This window comes from Mesorhizobium sp. M1182 (genome assembly GCF_040318335.1).
Taxonomy (GTDB): Bacteria; Pseudomonadota; Alphaproteobacteria; order Rhizobiales; family Rhizobiaceae; genus Mesorhizobium.
This window is the reverse complement of sequence record NZ_JAMYMD010000038.1, coordinates 1-16,538: the sequence shown is the minus strand read 5'-3', so window position 1 is coordinate 16,538 and position 16,538 is coordinate 1. Positions and strand designations below refer to the sequence as shown.

The following is a 16,538-nucleotide window of genomic DNA, read 5'->3' as shown; positions in this document are numbered from 1 at the left end:
GACCGCTTCGGTGGCGGCAATGGCACGGCAGAGGCCACGATGTTCAAATGCGGAGGCGCCGCGAAAGATTGCAATAACCACTTTGCGGGTTTCTCGCCACGGTCGCCGCCGCCGGCATGCTGCCGTCCCAAACCTGTTAACACTTTGAAGCCAAAGGTTGTCGCACAAGAATTCGTTGGCGAGAGGGCCGCCTCAGAAAATGTCACAGCAGCCGGTGCACGCCGTTTCGGGCAGGCTCATACTCCTGATCAAATCCGGCTACTGGCTGGCTCTGCTGATCATCGCCGCCATGGTCGTGGCCTCCTTCATCCTGCTGCAGCAGATGATGGCGGCCCAGCAGCACAACCAGGCACTGCTCGATGTGGTCAGCACACAAAAAGCCCTATCGCAGCGCATCGTCTTCCTTGCCGGCGCCACCGGTACCGCCTCACGCGACCAGCAGCCGGCCCTGGTTAGCGCGCTCAAGCAAGCGACGGTGGAGTTCGAGGAGAACTACGATCTGCTGCTCGAACGGACCGCCGCCGATCCGGCGTCGCCGGCAAGGTTCGATCCGAGATCGATCGAGAGCGTACTTTTCGCCAAGCCGTACCATCTCGACTATTTCTCGGTCGGGCTTATCGCCAACGGCGAACGCCTGATCTCGTCATTCGAATCGCGGCTCAACATGGCCGGCAATGGTGGCTACAAGGGCGGAGAGGAGCGCGTCAACCTGAACGCTTCCGTTGCCAACGCCACATTGTCGGGCTATGCCGCACTTGGCCAGCGCATCAGCGCCTTTGCAGGCCAGCGATCCGAAACACTTCTCGATCTTAATCGCACATTGTTCTACTCGACCATCGGCGTCATCGTGCTGGTGGCGCTTTTCATTTTCAGGCCAATGTCGAATGCCATCCTGCGCCGGACGCGCGAGCTGGTCGATGCGCGCAATTCCATGGCCTTTATCGCCGTGCATGACGGGCTGACCGGCCTGCACAACCGCACCTTTTTGACCGAGCATTTCGATACGCTGATCAATGCCGCGCAGCGACGGCGTGAGCGGGTTGCCGTGGTGCAGTTCGATCTCGACCGGTTCAAGCAGATCAACGACACGTTCGGCCACGCCGCCGGCGATTATGTGCTGGTGGCGGCTGCGCAGCGCATGCGTGATTCGTGCCGTACGTCGGATCTCAACGTGCGTCTCGGCGGCGACGAATTCGTTGTGGTCCTCAACGACGCCGGCAGCACCGAGGACATCGATATCGTCGCCAGGCGCATGCTGGCCAAACTCAATGAGCCGATCATTTTCCGGGGAACGACGATCCATCCGGGCGTAAGTGCCGGGATTGCGGTCTACCCGATCGATGCCGACAATGCTCAGGACCTGCTCGTCCATGCCGATCTGGCGCTGTATTCCGCCAAGAAGCAGGGCGGCGGCAGCTTGTCGTTCTTCTCCGAGGAGCTGAGACGCGAACTCGATTATCGCAAGCAGCTCGAGCTCGACATCAGGACCGCCATCTCCGAGAAGGCGTTCGAAGTCTATTTCCAGCCGCAGGTGTCGCTGTCGAACGGCGCCATCAGCGGCATCGAGGCTCTGGTTCGCTGGAGACACGCCGAGCGCGGCATGATCGCGCCGGGCGAGTTCATTCCGATCGCGGAAAAATGCGGCTTGATGTCCGAGATCGGCCGCATCGTCATTGCCAAGGCGATCACCGAAGCAGCCGAATGGAACCGCGCAGGCATCGCCTTCGGACGGATCGCCGTCAATGTATCCGGCTCGGAGCTGCGCGAGACAGATTTCGAAGTCTTCCTGTTCGACATGCTGGAGAGGGCTGGCCTGCCAGCGCACAAACTATCGCTGGAGATCGTCGAATCCGTCATTCTCGACGATGAGAAGACCGGTATCGCGGCAAAGCTGCGGCACATTCGCGCCGCCGGCATCCATCTTGAGCTCGATGATTTCGGCACCGGCTACGCATCGCTCAGCCATGTCAATCCAAACGAGATCGATCGGCTGAAGATCGACCGCCGGTTCGTCCAGAACATCAACGAGAACAGCGGCAACACCAAGATCGTTCGTGCCCTCACCGAGCTCGCCCGCGGTCTCGGCATCTCGATCGTCGCCGAGGGCGCCGAAACCGAAGCCGAGCTCGACTCGCTGATGGCGATCGGCTGCGACCAGGTGCAAGGCTATTCCATCGCTTTCCCGATGCCGCCGGACGGCCTGCGCGAATGGCTGGTGGCGCGAGCACCGAAGAAGGCCAGGCTGACGGTTCTGCAAGGCCGCCTGGCGTAGAGAAAGTCGGAACTACTGCAATGGCGGTAGGTTTCTCAGCGGATTGAGCATCGGCACCCCAAGTGGTGCGAAATGACGCTCGTTATCCGTCAGTATCACCAGGCCGTGAACTTCGGCCGTAGCAGCAATCGCTATGTCTTCAAATCCCGGCCGATGAGCCCTTGCGCGATCAAGAATAGAACCCGCGGCATGCGCGGCTCGCAAATCGAAGGGCAGAACCCTTGCCCCGTAAAGGTGCTCGACTGCCTGCCACCAGTCGCGTAGCAGCGCGGCCTTTGTGGTCGCGCCGTCGCGCTCCGCCTTCGCTATCCCCGCCGCGATTTCGGACGCAGTCACAACGGATAGGAACAGGTATTCGCTCGCCATATCGAGCCATGCCATCAGCGCCGCCCGATCAACCTTCCTGGCTGGAGCCATTGCCGAGATGATGTTGGTGTCCAGCAGAAACATCAGGGCTGGTCGCCGCGCTACAACGCAACCTTGCGAGCCGGCTTACGGGAACGAGGCGGAATGTCGTCCTTGTCCCCGGGAAAAGCCGCCAGCAGCCGCCCGAAGCTCGGCACCCGAGACAGCCGCTGATAATCTTCGAACGACAGGATGACGGCCTGCTTCCGACCGTGGCGTGTGATAATGGCAGGCTCTCCTGCAACTGCCTGATCGACGACTGCCGAAAGCGTCGCCTTGGCGTCTTTCAACTGAATTTCGCGCATGTTGCCACCCTCGCATATGACTACCATGGTCATATAACATTGCAGACGGCTTGGAACAAGGGTTGCGGTCCAATCGGTATCAACTGACATTGGCCCGCAACGCGGCCAGCACCTGTGCAAACTCTGCCAGCCTGTCGTCGGACAGTCCTTTCCGCAGCCGCTTGTCGAAGGCTAACGCGGCGGTGCGCAATTGCAGGAACAGCGCTTCTCCGGCTTGGGTCAGCTCCACCTGGTGAACCCGGCGGTTCTCGGGATCGCGGCGGCGCATCAGCAGGCCTTGCGTCTCCATGGCGTTGAGGTGGTGGGTCAGCGTTGCGCCCCGGATGCCGATCATGCCGGCGAGCTCGCGTTGATTGGCCAGCTCCCGCGACTTGACCGACAGCAACGTGACCCAGACCGGCAGCGTGCCGCCTGCCTCGACCAAGGCAGCGTCGAAAGCCTGCGCAACCAGCTTGGCGGTGCGCGCGAGATTCATCCCGATCGGCGGGCGGTCAAAGGGCGTCATGATCCGACACTAGAACAAGGGCAAAGCCTATGGAACCGGCTCGAGCTTATGCGTTGACATCTAATCATTTGATATCTATCGATATGCCTGGCGGTGGGCAAGAGAGGAAATGCGGTCATGCAATATGTCTACATCATCGTCCTCGGCCTTCACGTCATGGCGGGCGTGTTCTGGGCCGGCACCACCATCGCGGTCGCCCGCGAACCGGAGATCAGGGCGGAACGTTTCTTCCGGCCGCAAATGGGCGCAGCCGGCGTGGTTTTCCTCACCGGCTTGCTGCTGTGGTATTTCTTCCACAACGGCTCTTTCGGCTCGATGGAGAAGGTCTTGGCGCTCGGCATCTTGACGGCGTTAATCGCCGCCGGGGTTCAGGGCGCGCTGGTGGGTTCCGCCAGCAGGCAGTTGGCCGGCGCTGATGCGGCGAAGCAAACCCAGTTGCGCGCCAAGATGACAAAGGGCGAACGCATCGCCGGCGGCCTGCTGGTCATCACCGTGTTCTGCATGGCCACCGCCAGGATGTTTTGAACGTCCTGCCGCAATCGCAAGATCGTACGGTGCCCGGCGATGGCCGGCGGCGTGCGCGGCGCGCAGACCGGACCGACGTACCGTGGTGGCTCTCCGTACGGAGGTTCGGCTGCGCGCCACCAATCAATCCAAAATATTCCTCAGATTCGCAAGCCGAACCTGATGCCGTCATAGATCGCAGCGTGGATATTGCGTGAAGCTACCGCGTCGCCGATGCGAAAGACGACGAAACCGCCTTGCGGATTGCGCGCAGGAAAGATGTCGCCGCCATTGATCAGTTTTTCGTAATCGATCGCGCCGGCGTTCTTCGACAGCGGCTTCAGCGCCAGGTAGAGATCGTCGAGCGGCAGCGTGCCGTGCTCGACCACCACCTGGTCGACCCGCCGCTCGCCGCGCCAGCCATCGGCGAAGTCGGAGGCGAGCTCGGCGATCAGCTGGTTGCCTTCACGCCGCACAGAACGTAGCCGTGTGTTGATGGTCACCGTGACACCCTTTTCCTGGAAGGCGCGCATGTAGGGCACATGATTCATGCCGCCCATTTCCGGGGCGAAGAAGCGCTCTGGTGAAACCAGCTCCAGCCTGGCGCCGCTATTGGCGATCAGTTCGGCGGCACCCATGCCCTGATGGCCGCCATTGTCGTCATAGAGCAGCACGTTCTCGGCCGGCTTGACGCTGCCGGCCATGATGTCCCAGCTCGAGGTGACGAGATCGTCGCCCGCCGTCAGAGGCGGGTTCTGCGGCAGGCCGCCGGTGGCGACCACCACCACGTCCGGCGACAGCGCCAGCACGTCGTCCGTCTCCGCCCATTTGTCGTAGCGGATCTCGACGCCCAGCCGGTCGAGTTCGGCCAGGCGCCAGTCGATGATGCCGATCAATTCCTTGCGGCGCGGGTTTTGCGTTGCCAGCCGCACCTGGCCGCCGGCCTGGCTCGATGCTTCCAGCACCGTCACCTGGTGCCCGCGCTCGGCGGCGACGCGCGCCGCCTCCAGCCCGCCGGCGCCGGCACCGACGACGACCACCTTCCGCTTCGGTCCCTCGGTTTTCGGAATAATATGGGGGATATCAGCCTCGCGGCCCGTCGCCGCATTGTGGATGCACAGCGCCTCGCCGCCCTCATAGATGCGGTCGAGGCAATAGGTGGCGCCGACGCAAGGGCGGATCTCGTGCTCGCGGCCCTCCATCACTTTTTTGACGATATGCGGGTCGGCAATGTGGGCGCGCGTCATGCCGACCATGTCCAGCTTGCCGGTGGCGATGGCGTGACGCGCGGTGGCGACGTCGGAAATCCGCGCCGCATGGAAGGTCGGGAATTTCGTCGCTGCCCTGATCTCGCCGGCAAAGTCGAGATGCGGCGACGACCGCATGCCGGTCACCGGGATGACCTTGGTCAGCGCCGCATCGGTCTCGATCGAGCCACGGATGATGTTGAGGAAATCGACCTTGCCGGAGCCGGCCAGCCGCCTGGCGATTTCGACGCCCTCCTGTTTCGACAGGCCTTTCTCGAAATCCTCGTCGGCGACCATGCGGATGCCGACGACGAACTTTTCGCCGACCGCGGCACGCACCGCGTCGAGCACCATTCCGGTGAAGCGCAGCCGGTTGTCGAGCGAGCCGCCGAAATCGTCGTCGCGCTGGTTGGTGGCCGGCGACCAGAAACCGTCCATCAGATGGCCGTAGGCTTCGAACTCGATGCCGTCGAGGCCGGCAGCCTGGCAGCGCTGCGCGGCCGCCGCATAGTCGGCTACGATGCGCTCGATATCCCAGTCCTCGATAGTCTTGGGAAAGGCGCGATGGGCCGGTTCGCGCACCGGCGAAGCCGACAGCACGGGCAGCCAGTCGGCCTTGTTCCAACCGGTGCGGCGGCCGAGATGGGTGATCTGTATCATCACCTTGCAATCGTGCTCGTGGCAGGCATCGGTAAGCTCGGCGAGCCACGGCACGATGCGGTCGTCATAGACATGCAGATTGCCAAAAGCGGCCGGGCTGTCGCGCGAGACGATCGCCGAACCGGCGGTCATGGTCAGCGCCATGCCGCCCTTGGCCTTTTCGGCATGGTAGAGCCGGTAGCGTTCCTTCGGCATGCCGTCCTCGGAATAGGCCGGCTCATGGCTGGTCGACATCACCCGGTTCTTCAGCATCAGATGCTTGAGCTGATAGGGCTGGAGGAGCGGGTCGTTGCTGGTCATCGTCTTCCTGCTGTTTCAAATTGTGCTAATGAGCGGCAAATTTTGTTTTTACGCATGTCGCTGTCCCAAAATCGCTGCGCAGTTTTGGGCGACATGCAGCAAGGAACCTGCTCATGACCGATACGAAAAACCTCACCCAGCTCGGCACCAACGTCGAGGCGCCACAGAGCCCTGAAGCGGCAGTCCTGGAAACCGTGCCGTTTTCGCGCGGCGACGGCCCGCCGGCCATCGTTCGCTTCACCTGCCCGGAATTCACTTCGCTCTGCCCGGTCACCGGCCAGCCGGACTTCGCCCATATCGTCATCGACTACGCACCCGATGCGCTGCTGGTGGAATCGAAGTCGCTCAAGCTGTTCATGACCTCGTTTCGCAACCATGGCGCCTTCCACGAAGAATGCACCGTCATGATCGGCCGCCGCATCATCGCCGCGACCAAGCCATTGTGGTTGCGCATCGGCGGCTACTGGTATCCGCGCGGTGGCATTCCGATCGACGTGTTCTGGCAAACCGGCGCGCCGCCGGAAGGTGTGTGGCTGCCCGACACCGGCGTCGCCCCCTATCGCGGGCGCGGCTGATCGGACGGAGCGGCTCACCTGATCCCGGTCCGGCACAGGTTGGTCTCCAGGAAAGGCATCACCGCGTCGCGGTACCGCTGTTGGTCATAGCGATAGAGATCAACATGCCGCGCGCCGTCGAACCAGACCAGCTTTGCGTCAGCGCCTGCCGCATCTTTCAACGCCAGTGTCTGGCTGCGAGCGACAAACGGATCCGAATTGCCTGCTAGCAGCAATATCGGCCGATCAATCGCGCCGATGCGATCGACCGGCCTGACATCATCTACCCCGAAGCCAAGGCGGAGCTGCATCTGCGCCAAGAGGATGGTCGCCTGTACGTCGCGCAACATAGGCAAGGGCGCTCGCAACGCCGTGGTTTCCAGCAAAGTCGCGTAGAGCTGCTCCAGGACATAGGCGTCGGCATGCTCCTGCTGAGCGCCAAATACAAAAGCAGCCGCACCGAGCGACGAGCCGATGGCCGCCACCTTGCGACCGGCGAAGCGTTGCCGCGCAAAGGCGAGGATGCGGCTGGCGTCCTGCCGTTCGATGTAACCAAAGCCTCTGATATCGCCGCCGCTTTCGCCATGTCCCGACAGATCGAACAGCACGATCGAGTAGCCGCTTTCGAAAAGCAGCTTCGCTCTTGGAACCATGGCCAGCTTGTTTGAACCACGTCCGTGTAACAGCACGATTGTTCCGCAACTGTCCTGCCGATCCGCCACCCAACCGGCAAGGTCGGGCGCGCCCTCCCGCTTCAGAACGATGCGCTCCACCGGTAACCCCACAGGCAGCGTGAAGCTTTGCTGAGGCACGCGGGCCACCGCGTGGCTTCCTGCCTCCCAGGTGACAGCGCAGGCCAGGACGCAAACCGCCGCGAATAAAGCAACCACGACAGGACCTCTTCTCATCGATCGGTCACGTGCACTTCGCATCAGTTGAGCGGCAGCCGCCGGTAGCGGCTGGGGCTGTTCGGGTCGCTGAAATGGTGCATCGGCCCGTGTTCGGCAAAGTGCGCTGACCAGCGTTTCATTGCCGCCGGATCGAGTTCGACGCCCAGCCCGTCACCCTCCGGCACGCGCACCGTATTGCCCGTCTGGCGAAAAGGACCGTCCTTGATGACATCGCCGATCTGCCAGCGAAACAACGACTGCGACGCCTCGGTGATCCACGGTGTCGCCGCCACGACGTGCAGATAAGCCGATGTCATGATGCCGAGATCGTTCGAATAGCACCAGAACCCCTTGCCCATCGCCTCACAGGCGGCGATGAATTTCAGAGTTTTCGACAATCCGCCGAGTGCTGCGAAATTGCAGACGAAGTAATCCGGCGCACCGAGCGCGACTGCCCGTCTGAGATCCGGGATGTGCGTCGAGAACGGAATGCGCGAATGCTGGCGCAGCGCAGCCATCTCCTCGAAGGTCGCGACCGGATCCTCGTAGTTGCGGATGTTGAACGGCTCGATCTCGCGCAGCACCCAGCGCGCTGTGGTCAGCGACCACTGCATGTTGGAATCGAGTTTGATCTGCGCTTTATCGCCAAGCGCCTCGCGCAGCATGCGCACTGTCCTGATCTCGAGCTCGGGATCGCCCATGATCAGCTTGCCCTCGAAAATCGTCGAGCCGTGCTGTTCTCGCATGCCGAGACAGTAGTCGACGATCGCTTCGGCGGTCATCTCGCCGCCGGCTCCGCCGTGAGCGGGGCGAAAGGCGAAATATTCCGAAAACGGAATGTCCTTGCGCACCGCGCCGCCGAGCAGCTTGTAGAGCGGCATGCCGAAGACCTTGCCTCTTATATCCCACAGCGCCAGTTCGACGGCGCCGAACGCCACCGTGGCTGCATTCTCGCCGGTGTTGGCGGTAATCTGCCAGGGCGGCACGCAGCGCGCCTCGCAGTCGGCGATGTCGAGCGGATCGGCGCCAATCAGCGCCGGCGCGATCTCGGCCTTGATCACCTCGCCGAAATGCCACCATGGCGCCTCGCCCAGTCCGACCACGCCTTCGTCCGTCTCGACCTCGATGATCGATTTCGAGGCGCCGCCGTAGAGACCAGCCGTCCACCAGAACGGAGCATCGAGCGGGACGTTGACGTGGGTGACGCGGATGTTGGTGATCTTCATCGGTTCCGTTCTCACTCACACTGGTATTGGCTTAGCGCCCATTCGCCGGTCACCGAGAGCAGGTCCGATATCTTCCAGTCGCCATCGATCTTTTTGAACTTCCATTCCAGCCGGTGCGGATTGCCGTAGACGACAAAAGCGACGACGACCTTGGCCTCGTCGCCCTTGATCGCTTCGATGGTCTTCAGGCTCTTGTCGATCTCCGCCTTTTCGTATTCGGAATTGTCGAGCGCCATGTTGGGATCGAGGCACTCGCCCTGCCCCGACTTCCGCAGCGCGTCGCTCTTGTCCAGCACCGACTTTGCCGGGTCGGTGAAATGGCCCCGCTGAGCCGGATCGACCTCGAGCCCGGCATGCTCGTAGAACGGCTTCACTACCGCGGTCGGCGAGCCCGGCTGCACGGGTGCGGCCGGCGCGTTTTCTGCCGGCGGCAAAACTGCCGGCGGAGGTGCCGCACTGTCGGCCGGCGCGTTTGCGGGCGGCGCGCCGAATAGGCCCTGAGCGGCGGCGCTGCTCAATCCGGCCAGCAGGCACGCAGTCGCCAAAATCCAGGGACGGCAGCGAAGCACGGCATCACTCCGGCGACTGTCCGGCCAGGCATTCGAGCGCACTCAGGGTCCAGCCGCTGGTCTTCGAGGTAATGTCGGCGACCTTCCACTGGCCGTCGATCTTCTTCAACGACCAGACCATTTCGCGTTTGGAACCATCGCCTTCCGGAAAAAGGTTGAACGTCGCCGTCACCTCGGCGCTGTCGCCATCCAGCGTTTCGGCCAGCGTCAGCGTCTTGGCCACGGTCTTCTCGTCATAGTCCTGCGCATCGAGACCAGGGGCGAAGTCGATGCAGGGAACTTCATCCGGATGGTTCTTTGCGGCATTGTCGTTCAGTTCGAACAGTTTCGTCACCGGTGCGGTGAAGCGGTCGCGATATTGCGCATCGGCCTCGAATTTGACCGACGGGACATAAAAGAACTTCACGGCGTTGGCAGCAGGGCCGGCAAACGCGGCCGCCGGCACGGCCATCGAAAGCGCGGCAACAAAAAGTGGCAGTTTCATGGGTGTCCCCGATTGTTCACTGACGGAAGCTATCAGTACCACGCATCTTGCCCGTCGGCTTTCTTGCGGTCCATGAAATCCTGCAACGTCTCGTCTGCTGGCAACTCAGGCGTTCAGCCAGACATCCTGGAGATCCATCTCGAAGGTTTGGTGGACACCGTAGTTCTTCACCTTCTCATTCATGTGGCTGAACAGCTTCTGCCAAAACGGCTGAATGATGACGCCCGAATCCTGCAGGATCTGCTCGATGTCCTTCATGACCTCGCGGCGCTTTTCCACGTCGATGAGCGAAAGAGCCTGCTTGAGCTTGGCGTCGAAATCAGGGTTCGAGTAGCCGGTTTCGTTCCAGGCCTCGCCGGTGCGATAGCCGAGCGCCAACACCTGTACGCCAAGCGGGCGCATGTACCAGATGGTCATCGAATAGGGGTATTTCGTCCAGTCGTTCCAGAAGGTCGACCCCGGCAGCACGGTGCGCTTCACCTTGATCCCGGCATCGCGCAACTGGCCGGCAATAGCGTCGCCGGTGTTCTTTTGCCAATCGTCCTCGACGGTGATCAGTTCATGCTCGAAGTCGTCCTGCCCGGCATCGGCCATAAGCTTCCTGGCGCCCGCGGCGTCGCGTGTCTTCTTGGGCAGCGCGTAGTATTCCGGATGAATCGGGCTGACGTGGTGGTTTTCACCAACAGTGCCTCGCCCGGCGTAGCCAAGTTCGAGCACCGCTTTGTTGTCGACGGCCATCTGGAGGGCGTTGCGAACCCGCTTGTCGTCATAGGGCTTGTTCGTGATGTTGGTCCGGGCGACGAGCGTGGTCGCTGTCGCGACCTCCGATTTGACCAGCCCCATCTTGTCGAGGATGTCTATGAAGTCGGCCGGCGTCTCGAAGTTGAGGTCGATTTCGCCGGAGTCGAATGCATTTATCGAGGCGTTGAAATCGGTTCCGTAGTCGATGAATTCGACGCCGTCGAGAAGCGCTTCACCGCCCCACCATTTGCCATTCTCACGACGCTTGACGACCGCTTTCTGGCCGACCGCATAAGACACCAGTTCGAACGGCCCGGTGCCAATCGGCTTCTCAATCGGATTGGCGCCGTCGGCGTCGAAGTTGCGATGGACCACCAGCGCCGGATAGTCGGTGAAGTTCGGGATCAGCGAGATGTCCGGTTCGTTCAGCTTCAGCTTCACCGTGTTGTCGTCGACCTTGGTGATCGCCCCTTCCCTGGCCTTGCCGGTCTTTGCATCGATCAGCGCACCGACGCGCGCGGCCATCGAATTGCCGGCGGCAGCCTTCTCGCACCAGCGCGTCAGATTGTAGGCCACGTCATCGGCGTTGAAAGCATCGCCGTTGTTCCAGGCGATGCCCTTGCGCACATGCAGCACGTATTCGGTGGCGTCGTCGTTGACCTCCCAGCCTTCGAGCAGAACCGGCTCGAATGTGAACTGGCGGGTGTAGCGGACAAGCGGCTCGAGCCAGCAGCGTGAAATGTTCGCAAGTTCCACCCAGTCGTAGGTGCGCGTGTCCTTTTGCGCCTTCACCGACATCGAAACGTGCAGCGTTCCGCCTTTCTTCGGCTCTTCAGCCAAAGCCCGCTCCGGCACGGCAAGTCCAATCATGCCGTAGGCAAGGGCCGTTGATGCGCCGAAAGCGCTTGCCAGGGCCAGAAACTCCCGCCGGTCGACGCGACCGGCGCGCGCCTCGCTGGCCATTGCTTCGATGGCGCTCGGTACGCGATCGCCGTTGCTTCTGAAGAGTGTCATTTTTTCCTCCCTTATGGTTCGCATCGGGTCTTCGCCCGTGATCAACTAACGCTGTCCGGCAGTTTCTCCTCGCGCCGCGCAATCAAATCTTTGAGACCATCGGCGATGCCCTCATCGAGCTTCGGCTCCTCATAATCGGCGAGCATGTTGCGCGCTTTCTCGCGGCCGCGGGTGTCGTGGTCCTTTGCTCCTTCCGCCTTCCACTGTTCGAACGAATTGAAGTCCATGATGCTCGGTATGAAGAAGGCGGACTCGAAATGTTCAAGCGTGTGCTGGGTGCCGAGGAAATGGCCCTGTGGTCCGACCTCGCGGATAGCCGCCATAGCCTCCTTGAAATCGTCGAATGGCAGCCCGCCAGCATATTTGTACCAGCCGACAAGCTGCTCGCAGTCGGTGGCAAATTTCGAATAGCCGCAGGTCAGGCCGGCCTCGAGCCAACCGGCAGAGTGCCAGATGTAGTTGGCGCCGGCAAGGATGGCGGCATGCATCAGCATGTTCGCCTCGTAGCCCGCCTGGGCGTCGTTCAGCTTCGAGCCGACATGGAAACCGGACGTGCGCCACGGCAGACGATACTTCCGCGCCAGCGCGCCCATGAGATACATCATCTGGGCCGCCTCCGGCGTGCCGCCCATGGGAGCGCCGGTCTTCATGTCGACCGTCACCATGAACTGTCCGTAGATCTGCGGCGAACCCGGACGCAGGAGCTGTGTGAACGCGACGCCCGCCAGCGCTTCGGCATTGACCTGCGCGACCGCACCGACGGCAGAGGCCGAAGTCGAGGCGCCGCAAAGGGCGAAGGGGGCGAGGATCAGCGGCTGGTTGTGGCGCGCATAGACTTTCATCGCGTCCAGCATGGTGGCGTCCCACACCAGCGGCGAATTGCAGTTGGTGATCGACACCAGGACCGGGTTGTCGCGGACAAAATCCTCGCCGAACACGATGCCTGCCATCGCCATCGTGTCTTCGGCTCGATCCCTGGAGGTCACGATGCCCATGAACGGCTTGTCGGAGTGCTTAAGCGCCGAATGGATGATGTGGAGGTGACGCTTCGGCACCGCAATTTCCATCGGCTCGCAGATGATCGAGCTCGACGAATGCAGCGCCGGCGCCATGTAGGCGAGCTTGTGGAAATTGTTGAGGTCGGCGAGTGTGCCGTAGCGCCTGTTGTTGTCGAGGTCGCGCACGTAAGGCGCTCCGTACATCGGCACGAAGATGGAGTTGTTTCCACCCACACGTACGGAACGCTGGGGATTCCTCGCATTGAGCGTGAACTCCGACGGGACCTTCGAGATGAGCTCCATCAGCAGGGCGCGGTCGATCCGGACCCTTGTCTCCGAGACATCGGCGCCCGCCGCCTTCCACATTGCGATCGCCTCGTCGTCGCGGAACTCGCATCCGACTTCTTCGAGGATGGAGAGCGACTCCTGGTGGATCAGCTCAACCGCCTCGTCCGGAACCATCTGATAGACGGGAATCTGGCGGACCAGGGTTGGAAACGACGCTATGGGTGCGCCCCGCAGCGCCTTGCGCCCCAGGCGGCCACCGCTGCGGCGGTTGGTGTGTTCGCTCACTTCAACGGCCGGTGCGTTCATGGAGGCTCCATCTTCCTGTCTCGACCAATCTAGCCAGACAAAATGCGGCTGTGACGCTGGAAAATCCTGATCTCTTGTATAAGCTCAGTTTATGCGAAGCTTGCGCCACCTGCTGCCGTCGGCCGGCAGCCTGATCGTTTTCGAGGCCGCCGGGCGGCTGTCGAGCTTTACCGCCGCCGGACGCGAGCTCGGCATGACGCAGGCTGCCGTCTCCTATGCGATCCGTGGGCTCGAAGAGCAGCTCGGCGCCAAACTCTTCCAGCGCCGCCACCGGCAGGTCAGCCTGACCGAGGCCGGCGACCGCTTCCATGCCGACGTCTCGCTCGGCCTGTCGCACATTCGCAAGTCGGCGGAGGATCTGCGCCAGATCGCCGTCGGCGCGCATGTGACGCTCGCCGCCTCGACCGCCTTCGCCTCGTTCTGGATGATGCCGCGCCTGCAGCAGTTTCGCGACGAATTGCCGGGCATCGACCTGCGCATCCAGACCGCCGACCGCGATCTCGACATCATCGCCGAAGACATCCCGCTCGGCGTCCGCGGCGGCGAGCCCAGGGAATGGACGGATTATCATTCGCTGCCGCTGGCCGATGAGGTGATATTCCCCGTTGCCGGCGTTAGTTATGTGGCACGGTTCGGGCTGCCGGAGCGTGTCGCGGACCTTCAATCGCACCGCCTTATTCATCTTGAAGAGCCGTTTCGCGAGGCCGCGAGCTGGGACGAATGGTTCGCCTCAGCCGGTGTCGACATCGCCGATGCCGGACGCGGCTTGCGCATCAACGACTATGCGCTGGTGATCCAGGCCGTCATGGAAGGACAAGGCATCGCGCTCGGCTGGGGTCACCTCGCGGAGCGGCTGCTGGCATCAGGGCTGCTGGTGCGCGTCACCGGCCACACGATGACGACCGGCAAGGGCTTTCATGTCATCTGGTCGAGGAACCGCGAACTCAGCGACAACGCCCGCAAGGTGCGGGACTGGCTGGCGGCGCAGGCGTGAGGCCGATAAATGCCCGGTCAAACGGTCACGACGATCTTGCCGAACTGTTCGTTCGATTCGAGATAGCGGTGCGCCTCGACGATCTGGTCGAACGGAAAGGTTCTGGCGATTGCCGGCTTCAGCGAACCCGAGCTCAGTCCGTCGAGGATGAACGCCTTGGCGGCCTGCAGCCGGACCGGATCGCGCACGATCTCATGGACGAGATAACCGCGCAGCGTCAGTGTCTTTGCCAGCACTGCAGGTAGCGGAAAGGGTGTCGGGTCGAGGCTCAAGCCGCCATATTCGATGAGAATGCCACCCGGTGCCATCGCTGCCGTCAGAGGCTTGAAAATCGGGCCGCTGACGGCATCGAACACCACGCGCACGCCGTCCGGGCCGGCGATTCGCTTCAGCCTGGCTTCCAGGTCCTCCTCTGCCGAGGCGATGACGTGGGCCGCACCGAACTCAAGCAAAGCCCGCTTCTTGGCGGACGTCCGTGTGACCGCGATCGGGGTCGCGCCAATCATGTTGGCGATCTGGATCGCGGCAAGTCCGACGCTGCTCGAGGCCGCGGTAATGACAACAAAGTCCTCGCTTTGGAGGTTGGCAATGTCGATCAGCGCACCGTAGGCGGTGAGATATTGCATCCACGCTGCGGCGGCTTCTTCCCAGCTCAGCGATGGTGGATGCTTGACGACGAGCTCGGCCGGATATGTGGCAATCTCACCATAGGCAGGCCAGCGGGCCATCGATAATGGCGGCACGATGCTGACGGCATCGCCAGGCGCAAACCCGTCCACGCCTTCGCCGACCATCTCGACTATACCCGCGGCCTCGAGCCCAAGACCGGAAGGCAACGGCGCGGTCTGGATGTAGGTCCCCGAACGCAGCAGCGCCTCGGCGCGGTTTATACCCAACGCCTTGACGCGGATCTGAATCTCACCGCTCGCGGGCGCAGGCGTGTCAACATTCTCGATGCGCAGGACCTCGGGACCACCGAGTTCATGAAAGCGAACGACACGTGCCATCGGTCAAAACTCCAAAATATTTGAACTGAATCAGCTATGCCAGCGCTCATCAGGCGGATAAATAGCCACTTGAGTAGATCAGCAGAAACTGCAGGTTTTGAATATGGATCGCCTTACGAGCATGGCCGTGTTCGTCAAAGCCGTCGACCTGGGCTCGTTCGCAGCCGCGGCGGCGGCTCTCGATCTGTCCGGGCCGATGGTCGGCAAGCATGTCCGGTTTCTCGAGGAGCGCCTGAGCGTGCGCCTCATCAACCGGACCACGCGCCGCCAAAGCCTGACCGATTTCGGGCGCGCCTATTATGAACGCTGCCGGCTGGTGCTTGCCGAAGCGGAGGCCGCGGATGCACTCGCCGCCGACCAGCTTGCCGAACCGCGCGGAAAGCTGCGTGTCCTGATGCCGGTGCATTTCGGCCGGCGCTGCGTTGCCCCGATCCTGTTCGGGTTTGCGCAGCAATATCCGGCGCTGGAACTTGACCTGTCGTTCAGCGATGCCATCGCCGACCTCGCCGAGGACGGCTGCGATCTTGCCATTAGAACGGGCGACCTGGAGGACCAGGCCGGGGTGATGGCGCGTCGCATCGCGCGCCAGCACATGAGTCGTCTGCGCGTCGCCGTCCTATCTCGACCGGCACGGCCAGCCGCAGGAAATAGATGACCTTGGCAGCCGTCACGCGATCATCTACCGCCGTTCCGGGCGTGCCGTTCAGCCGTGGCTGTTTCCGCGCAATGGCCACCCCGCGATTGAGGTCAGGCCAGTCAGCAGATTGCGGCTCGACGACCTCGATGCCATCGCCGATGCCGCGGCCGCCGGCATGGGGCTCGCCTGGCTGCCATACTGGCTGGTTCGCCAGCGCATTCAAGCCGGCGTACTTGTCCCGCTGTTGTCGGAACAATCCTGGTTTCTCTACGACGTTCATGCCCTGTGGTTGCAGACGCCTCATCTGCCGATGAAAGTCCGCCTTGCCGTCGATGCACTGTCGGCAGCGCTGCCCAAGCTCATGACTTGAATGCACGGTCGCGGTTATCTGCGTGGATTTCCTCGACAACGACTCGACGCAAGCACAAGCCGTTCGAGGCGAGGCTTCGTCGATCGGCTCGGCAGCGCCGCTATCGATCCGCTCGCGCCTCGCATTGGGCGACAGTAGTTGTGTGCGTCAAGTTCTGCAAAATGGCGTGGCATTGCAGTGACGTCGGCGTGTCCGCCGCGCAGCCCCCGTGTTTAGCGGAGCGGCGGACACATGACGGTGCTCAGGCGGCCAAGGCCCTCAG

The 16,538-nt window shown here is 62.3% G+C and carries 15 protein-coding genes and 1 pseudogene; 5 read left to right on the top strand and 11 right to left on the bottom strand.

The window, feature by feature from the left end; genetic code table 11:
- Nucleotides 1–199: 199 nt before the first annotated feature.
- A complete protein-coding gene (locus NKH33_RS28540) occupies nucleotides 200–2,272 on the top strand; it encodes a putative bifunctional diguanylate cyclase/phosphodiesterase (protein WP_352922632.1) in 2,073 nt (690 codons plus the stop codon).
- A gap of 12 nt (nucleotides 2,273–2,284) precedes the next feature.
- On the opposite strand, the gene NKH33_RS28535 is transcribed toward NKH33_RS28540, so the two are convergent.
- The 3 genes from NKH33_RS28535 to NKH33_RS28525 form a co-directional block, all read right to left on the bottom strand.
- Nucleotides 2,285–2,722, bottom strand: a complete 438-nt coding sequence (locus NKH33_RS28535; RefSeq protein ID WP_352922629.1) for a type II toxin-antitoxin system VapC family toxin — start codon at nucleotides 2,720–2,722, stop codon at nucleotides 2,285–2,287.
- 17 nt (nucleotides 2,723–2,739) lie between these two features.
- Nucleotides 2,740–2,982, bottom strand: coding sequence for a type II toxin-antitoxin system Phd/YefM family antitoxin (locus NKH33_RS28530; RefSeq protein WP_352473667.1), 243 nt, complete (start codon nucleotides 2,980–2,982; stop codon nucleotides 2,740–2,742).
- 79 nt (nucleotides 2,983–3,061) lie between these two features.
- Nucleotides 3,062–3,487: a MarR family winged helix-turn-helix transcriptional regulator gene (locus NKH33_RS28525; protein ID WP_352473629.1), complete on the bottom strand. Its 426-nt coding sequence runs from the start codon at nucleotides 3,485–3,487 to the stop codon at nucleotides 3,062–3,064.
- 117 nt (nucleotides 3,488–3,604) lie between these two features.
- On the opposite strand from NKH33_RS28525, the gene NKH33_RS28520 reads away from it, so the two are divergent.
- Nucleotides 3,605–4,012, top strand: coding sequence for a hypothetical protein (locus NKH33_RS28520; protein WP_023674396.1), 408 nt, complete (start codon nucleotides 3,605–3,607; stop codon nucleotides 4,010–4,012).
- Nucleotides 4,013–4,152: 140 nt separating this feature from the next.
- Here the strand turns inward: NKH33_RS28520 and NKH33_RS28515 are convergent, their stop codons facing one another.
- Nucleotides 4,153–6,198, bottom strand: a complete 2,046-nt coding sequence (locus tag NKH33_RS28515; RefSeq protein WP_352473628.1) for an oxidoreductase — start codon at nucleotides 6,196–6,198, stop codon at nucleotides 4,153–4,155.
- A 113-nt stretch (nucleotides 6,199–6,311) separates the two neighbouring features.
- Here NKH33_RS28515 and queF point away from each other — a divergent pair, with 113 nt between their 5' ends.
- Nucleotides 6,312–6,773, top strand: coding sequence for a preQ(1) synthase (queF, locus tag NKH33_RS28510; RefSeq protein WP_023674394.1), 462 nt, complete (start codon nucleotides 6,312–6,314; stop codon nucleotides 6,771–6,773).
- 14 nt (nucleotides 6,774–6,787) lie between these two features.
- On the opposite strand, the gene NKH33_RS28505 is transcribed toward queF, so the two are convergent.
- The 6 genes from NKH33_RS28505 to NKH33_RS28480 all read right to left on the bottom strand — a co-directional run bounded on the left by NKH33_RS28505 (nucleotide 6,788) and on the right by NKH33_RS28480 (nucleotide 13,268).
- Nucleotides 6,788–7,660, bottom strand: coding sequence for an alpha/beta hydrolase (locus tag NKH33_RS28505; RefSeq protein WP_352542346.1), 873 nt, complete (start codon nucleotides 7,658–7,660; stop codon nucleotides 6,788–6,790).
- 23 nt (nucleotides 7,661–7,683) lie between these two features.
- Nucleotides 7,684–8,868 (bottom strand): mandelate racemase/muconate lactonizing enzyme family protein, encoded by a 1,185-nt coding sequence (locus NKH33_RS28500; protein ID WP_352542345.1) that lies wholly within the window; start codon nucleotides 8,866–8,868, stop codon nucleotides 7,684–7,686.
- Between the two features lie 11 nt (nucleotides 8,869–8,879).
- Nucleotides 8,880–9,437 (bottom strand): hypothetical protein, encoded by a 558-nt coding sequence (locus tag NKH33_RS28495; protein WP_352542344.1) that lies wholly within the window; start codon nucleotides 9,435–9,437, stop codon nucleotides 8,880–8,882.
- Nucleotides 9,438–9,441: 4 nt separating this feature from the next.
- Complete coding sequence (locus tag NKH33_RS28490) at nucleotides 9,442–9,921, bottom strand: DUF3828 domain-containing protein (RefSeq protein ID WP_352542343.1); 480 nt, start codon at nucleotides 9,919–9,921, stop codon at nucleotides 9,442–9,444.
- A gap of 105 nt (nucleotides 9,922–10,026) precedes the next feature.
- Nucleotides 10,027–11,676: an ABC transporter substrate-binding protein gene (locus NKH33_RS28485; RefSeq protein WP_352747024.1), complete on the bottom strand. Its 1,650-nt coding sequence runs from the start codon at nucleotides 11,674–11,676 to the stop codon at nucleotides 10,027–10,029.
- Between the two features lie 41 nt (nucleotides 11,677–11,717).
- Nucleotides 11,718–13,268 (bottom strand): trimethylamine methyltransferase family protein, encoded by a 1,551-nt coding sequence (locus NKH33_RS28480; RefSeq protein WP_352569798.1) that lies wholly within the window; start codon nucleotides 13,266–13,268, stop codon nucleotides 11,718–11,720.
- Between the two features lie 91 nt (nucleotides 13,269–13,359).
- On the opposite strand from NKH33_RS28480, the gene NKH33_RS28475 reads away from it, so the two are divergent.
- On the top strand, nucleotides 13,360–14,262 hold the full coding sequence (locus NKH33_RS28475) for a LysR substrate-binding domain-containing protein (RefSeq protein WP_352682156.1): 903 nt from the start codon (nucleotides 13,360–13,362) through the stop codon (nucleotides 14,260–14,262).
- Nucleotides 14,263–14,279: 17 nt separating this feature from the next.
- Here NKH33_RS28475 and NKH33_RS28470 read toward each other — a convergent pair whose 3' ends face one another.
- Nucleotides 14,280–15,269, bottom strand: coding sequence for a zinc-dependent alcohol dehydrogenase family protein (locus NKH33_RS28470; RefSeq protein ID WP_352922625.1), 990 nt, complete (start codon nucleotides 15,267–15,269; stop codon nucleotides 14,280–14,282).
- 103 nt (nucleotides 15,270–15,372) lie between these two features.
- Here NKH33_RS28470 and NKH33_RS28465 point away from each other — a divergent pair.
- Nucleotides 15,373–16,276, top strand: a pseudogene (locus NKH33_RS28465) (LysR family transcriptional regulator).
- Nucleotides 16,277–16,538 lie beyond the last annotated feature (262 nt).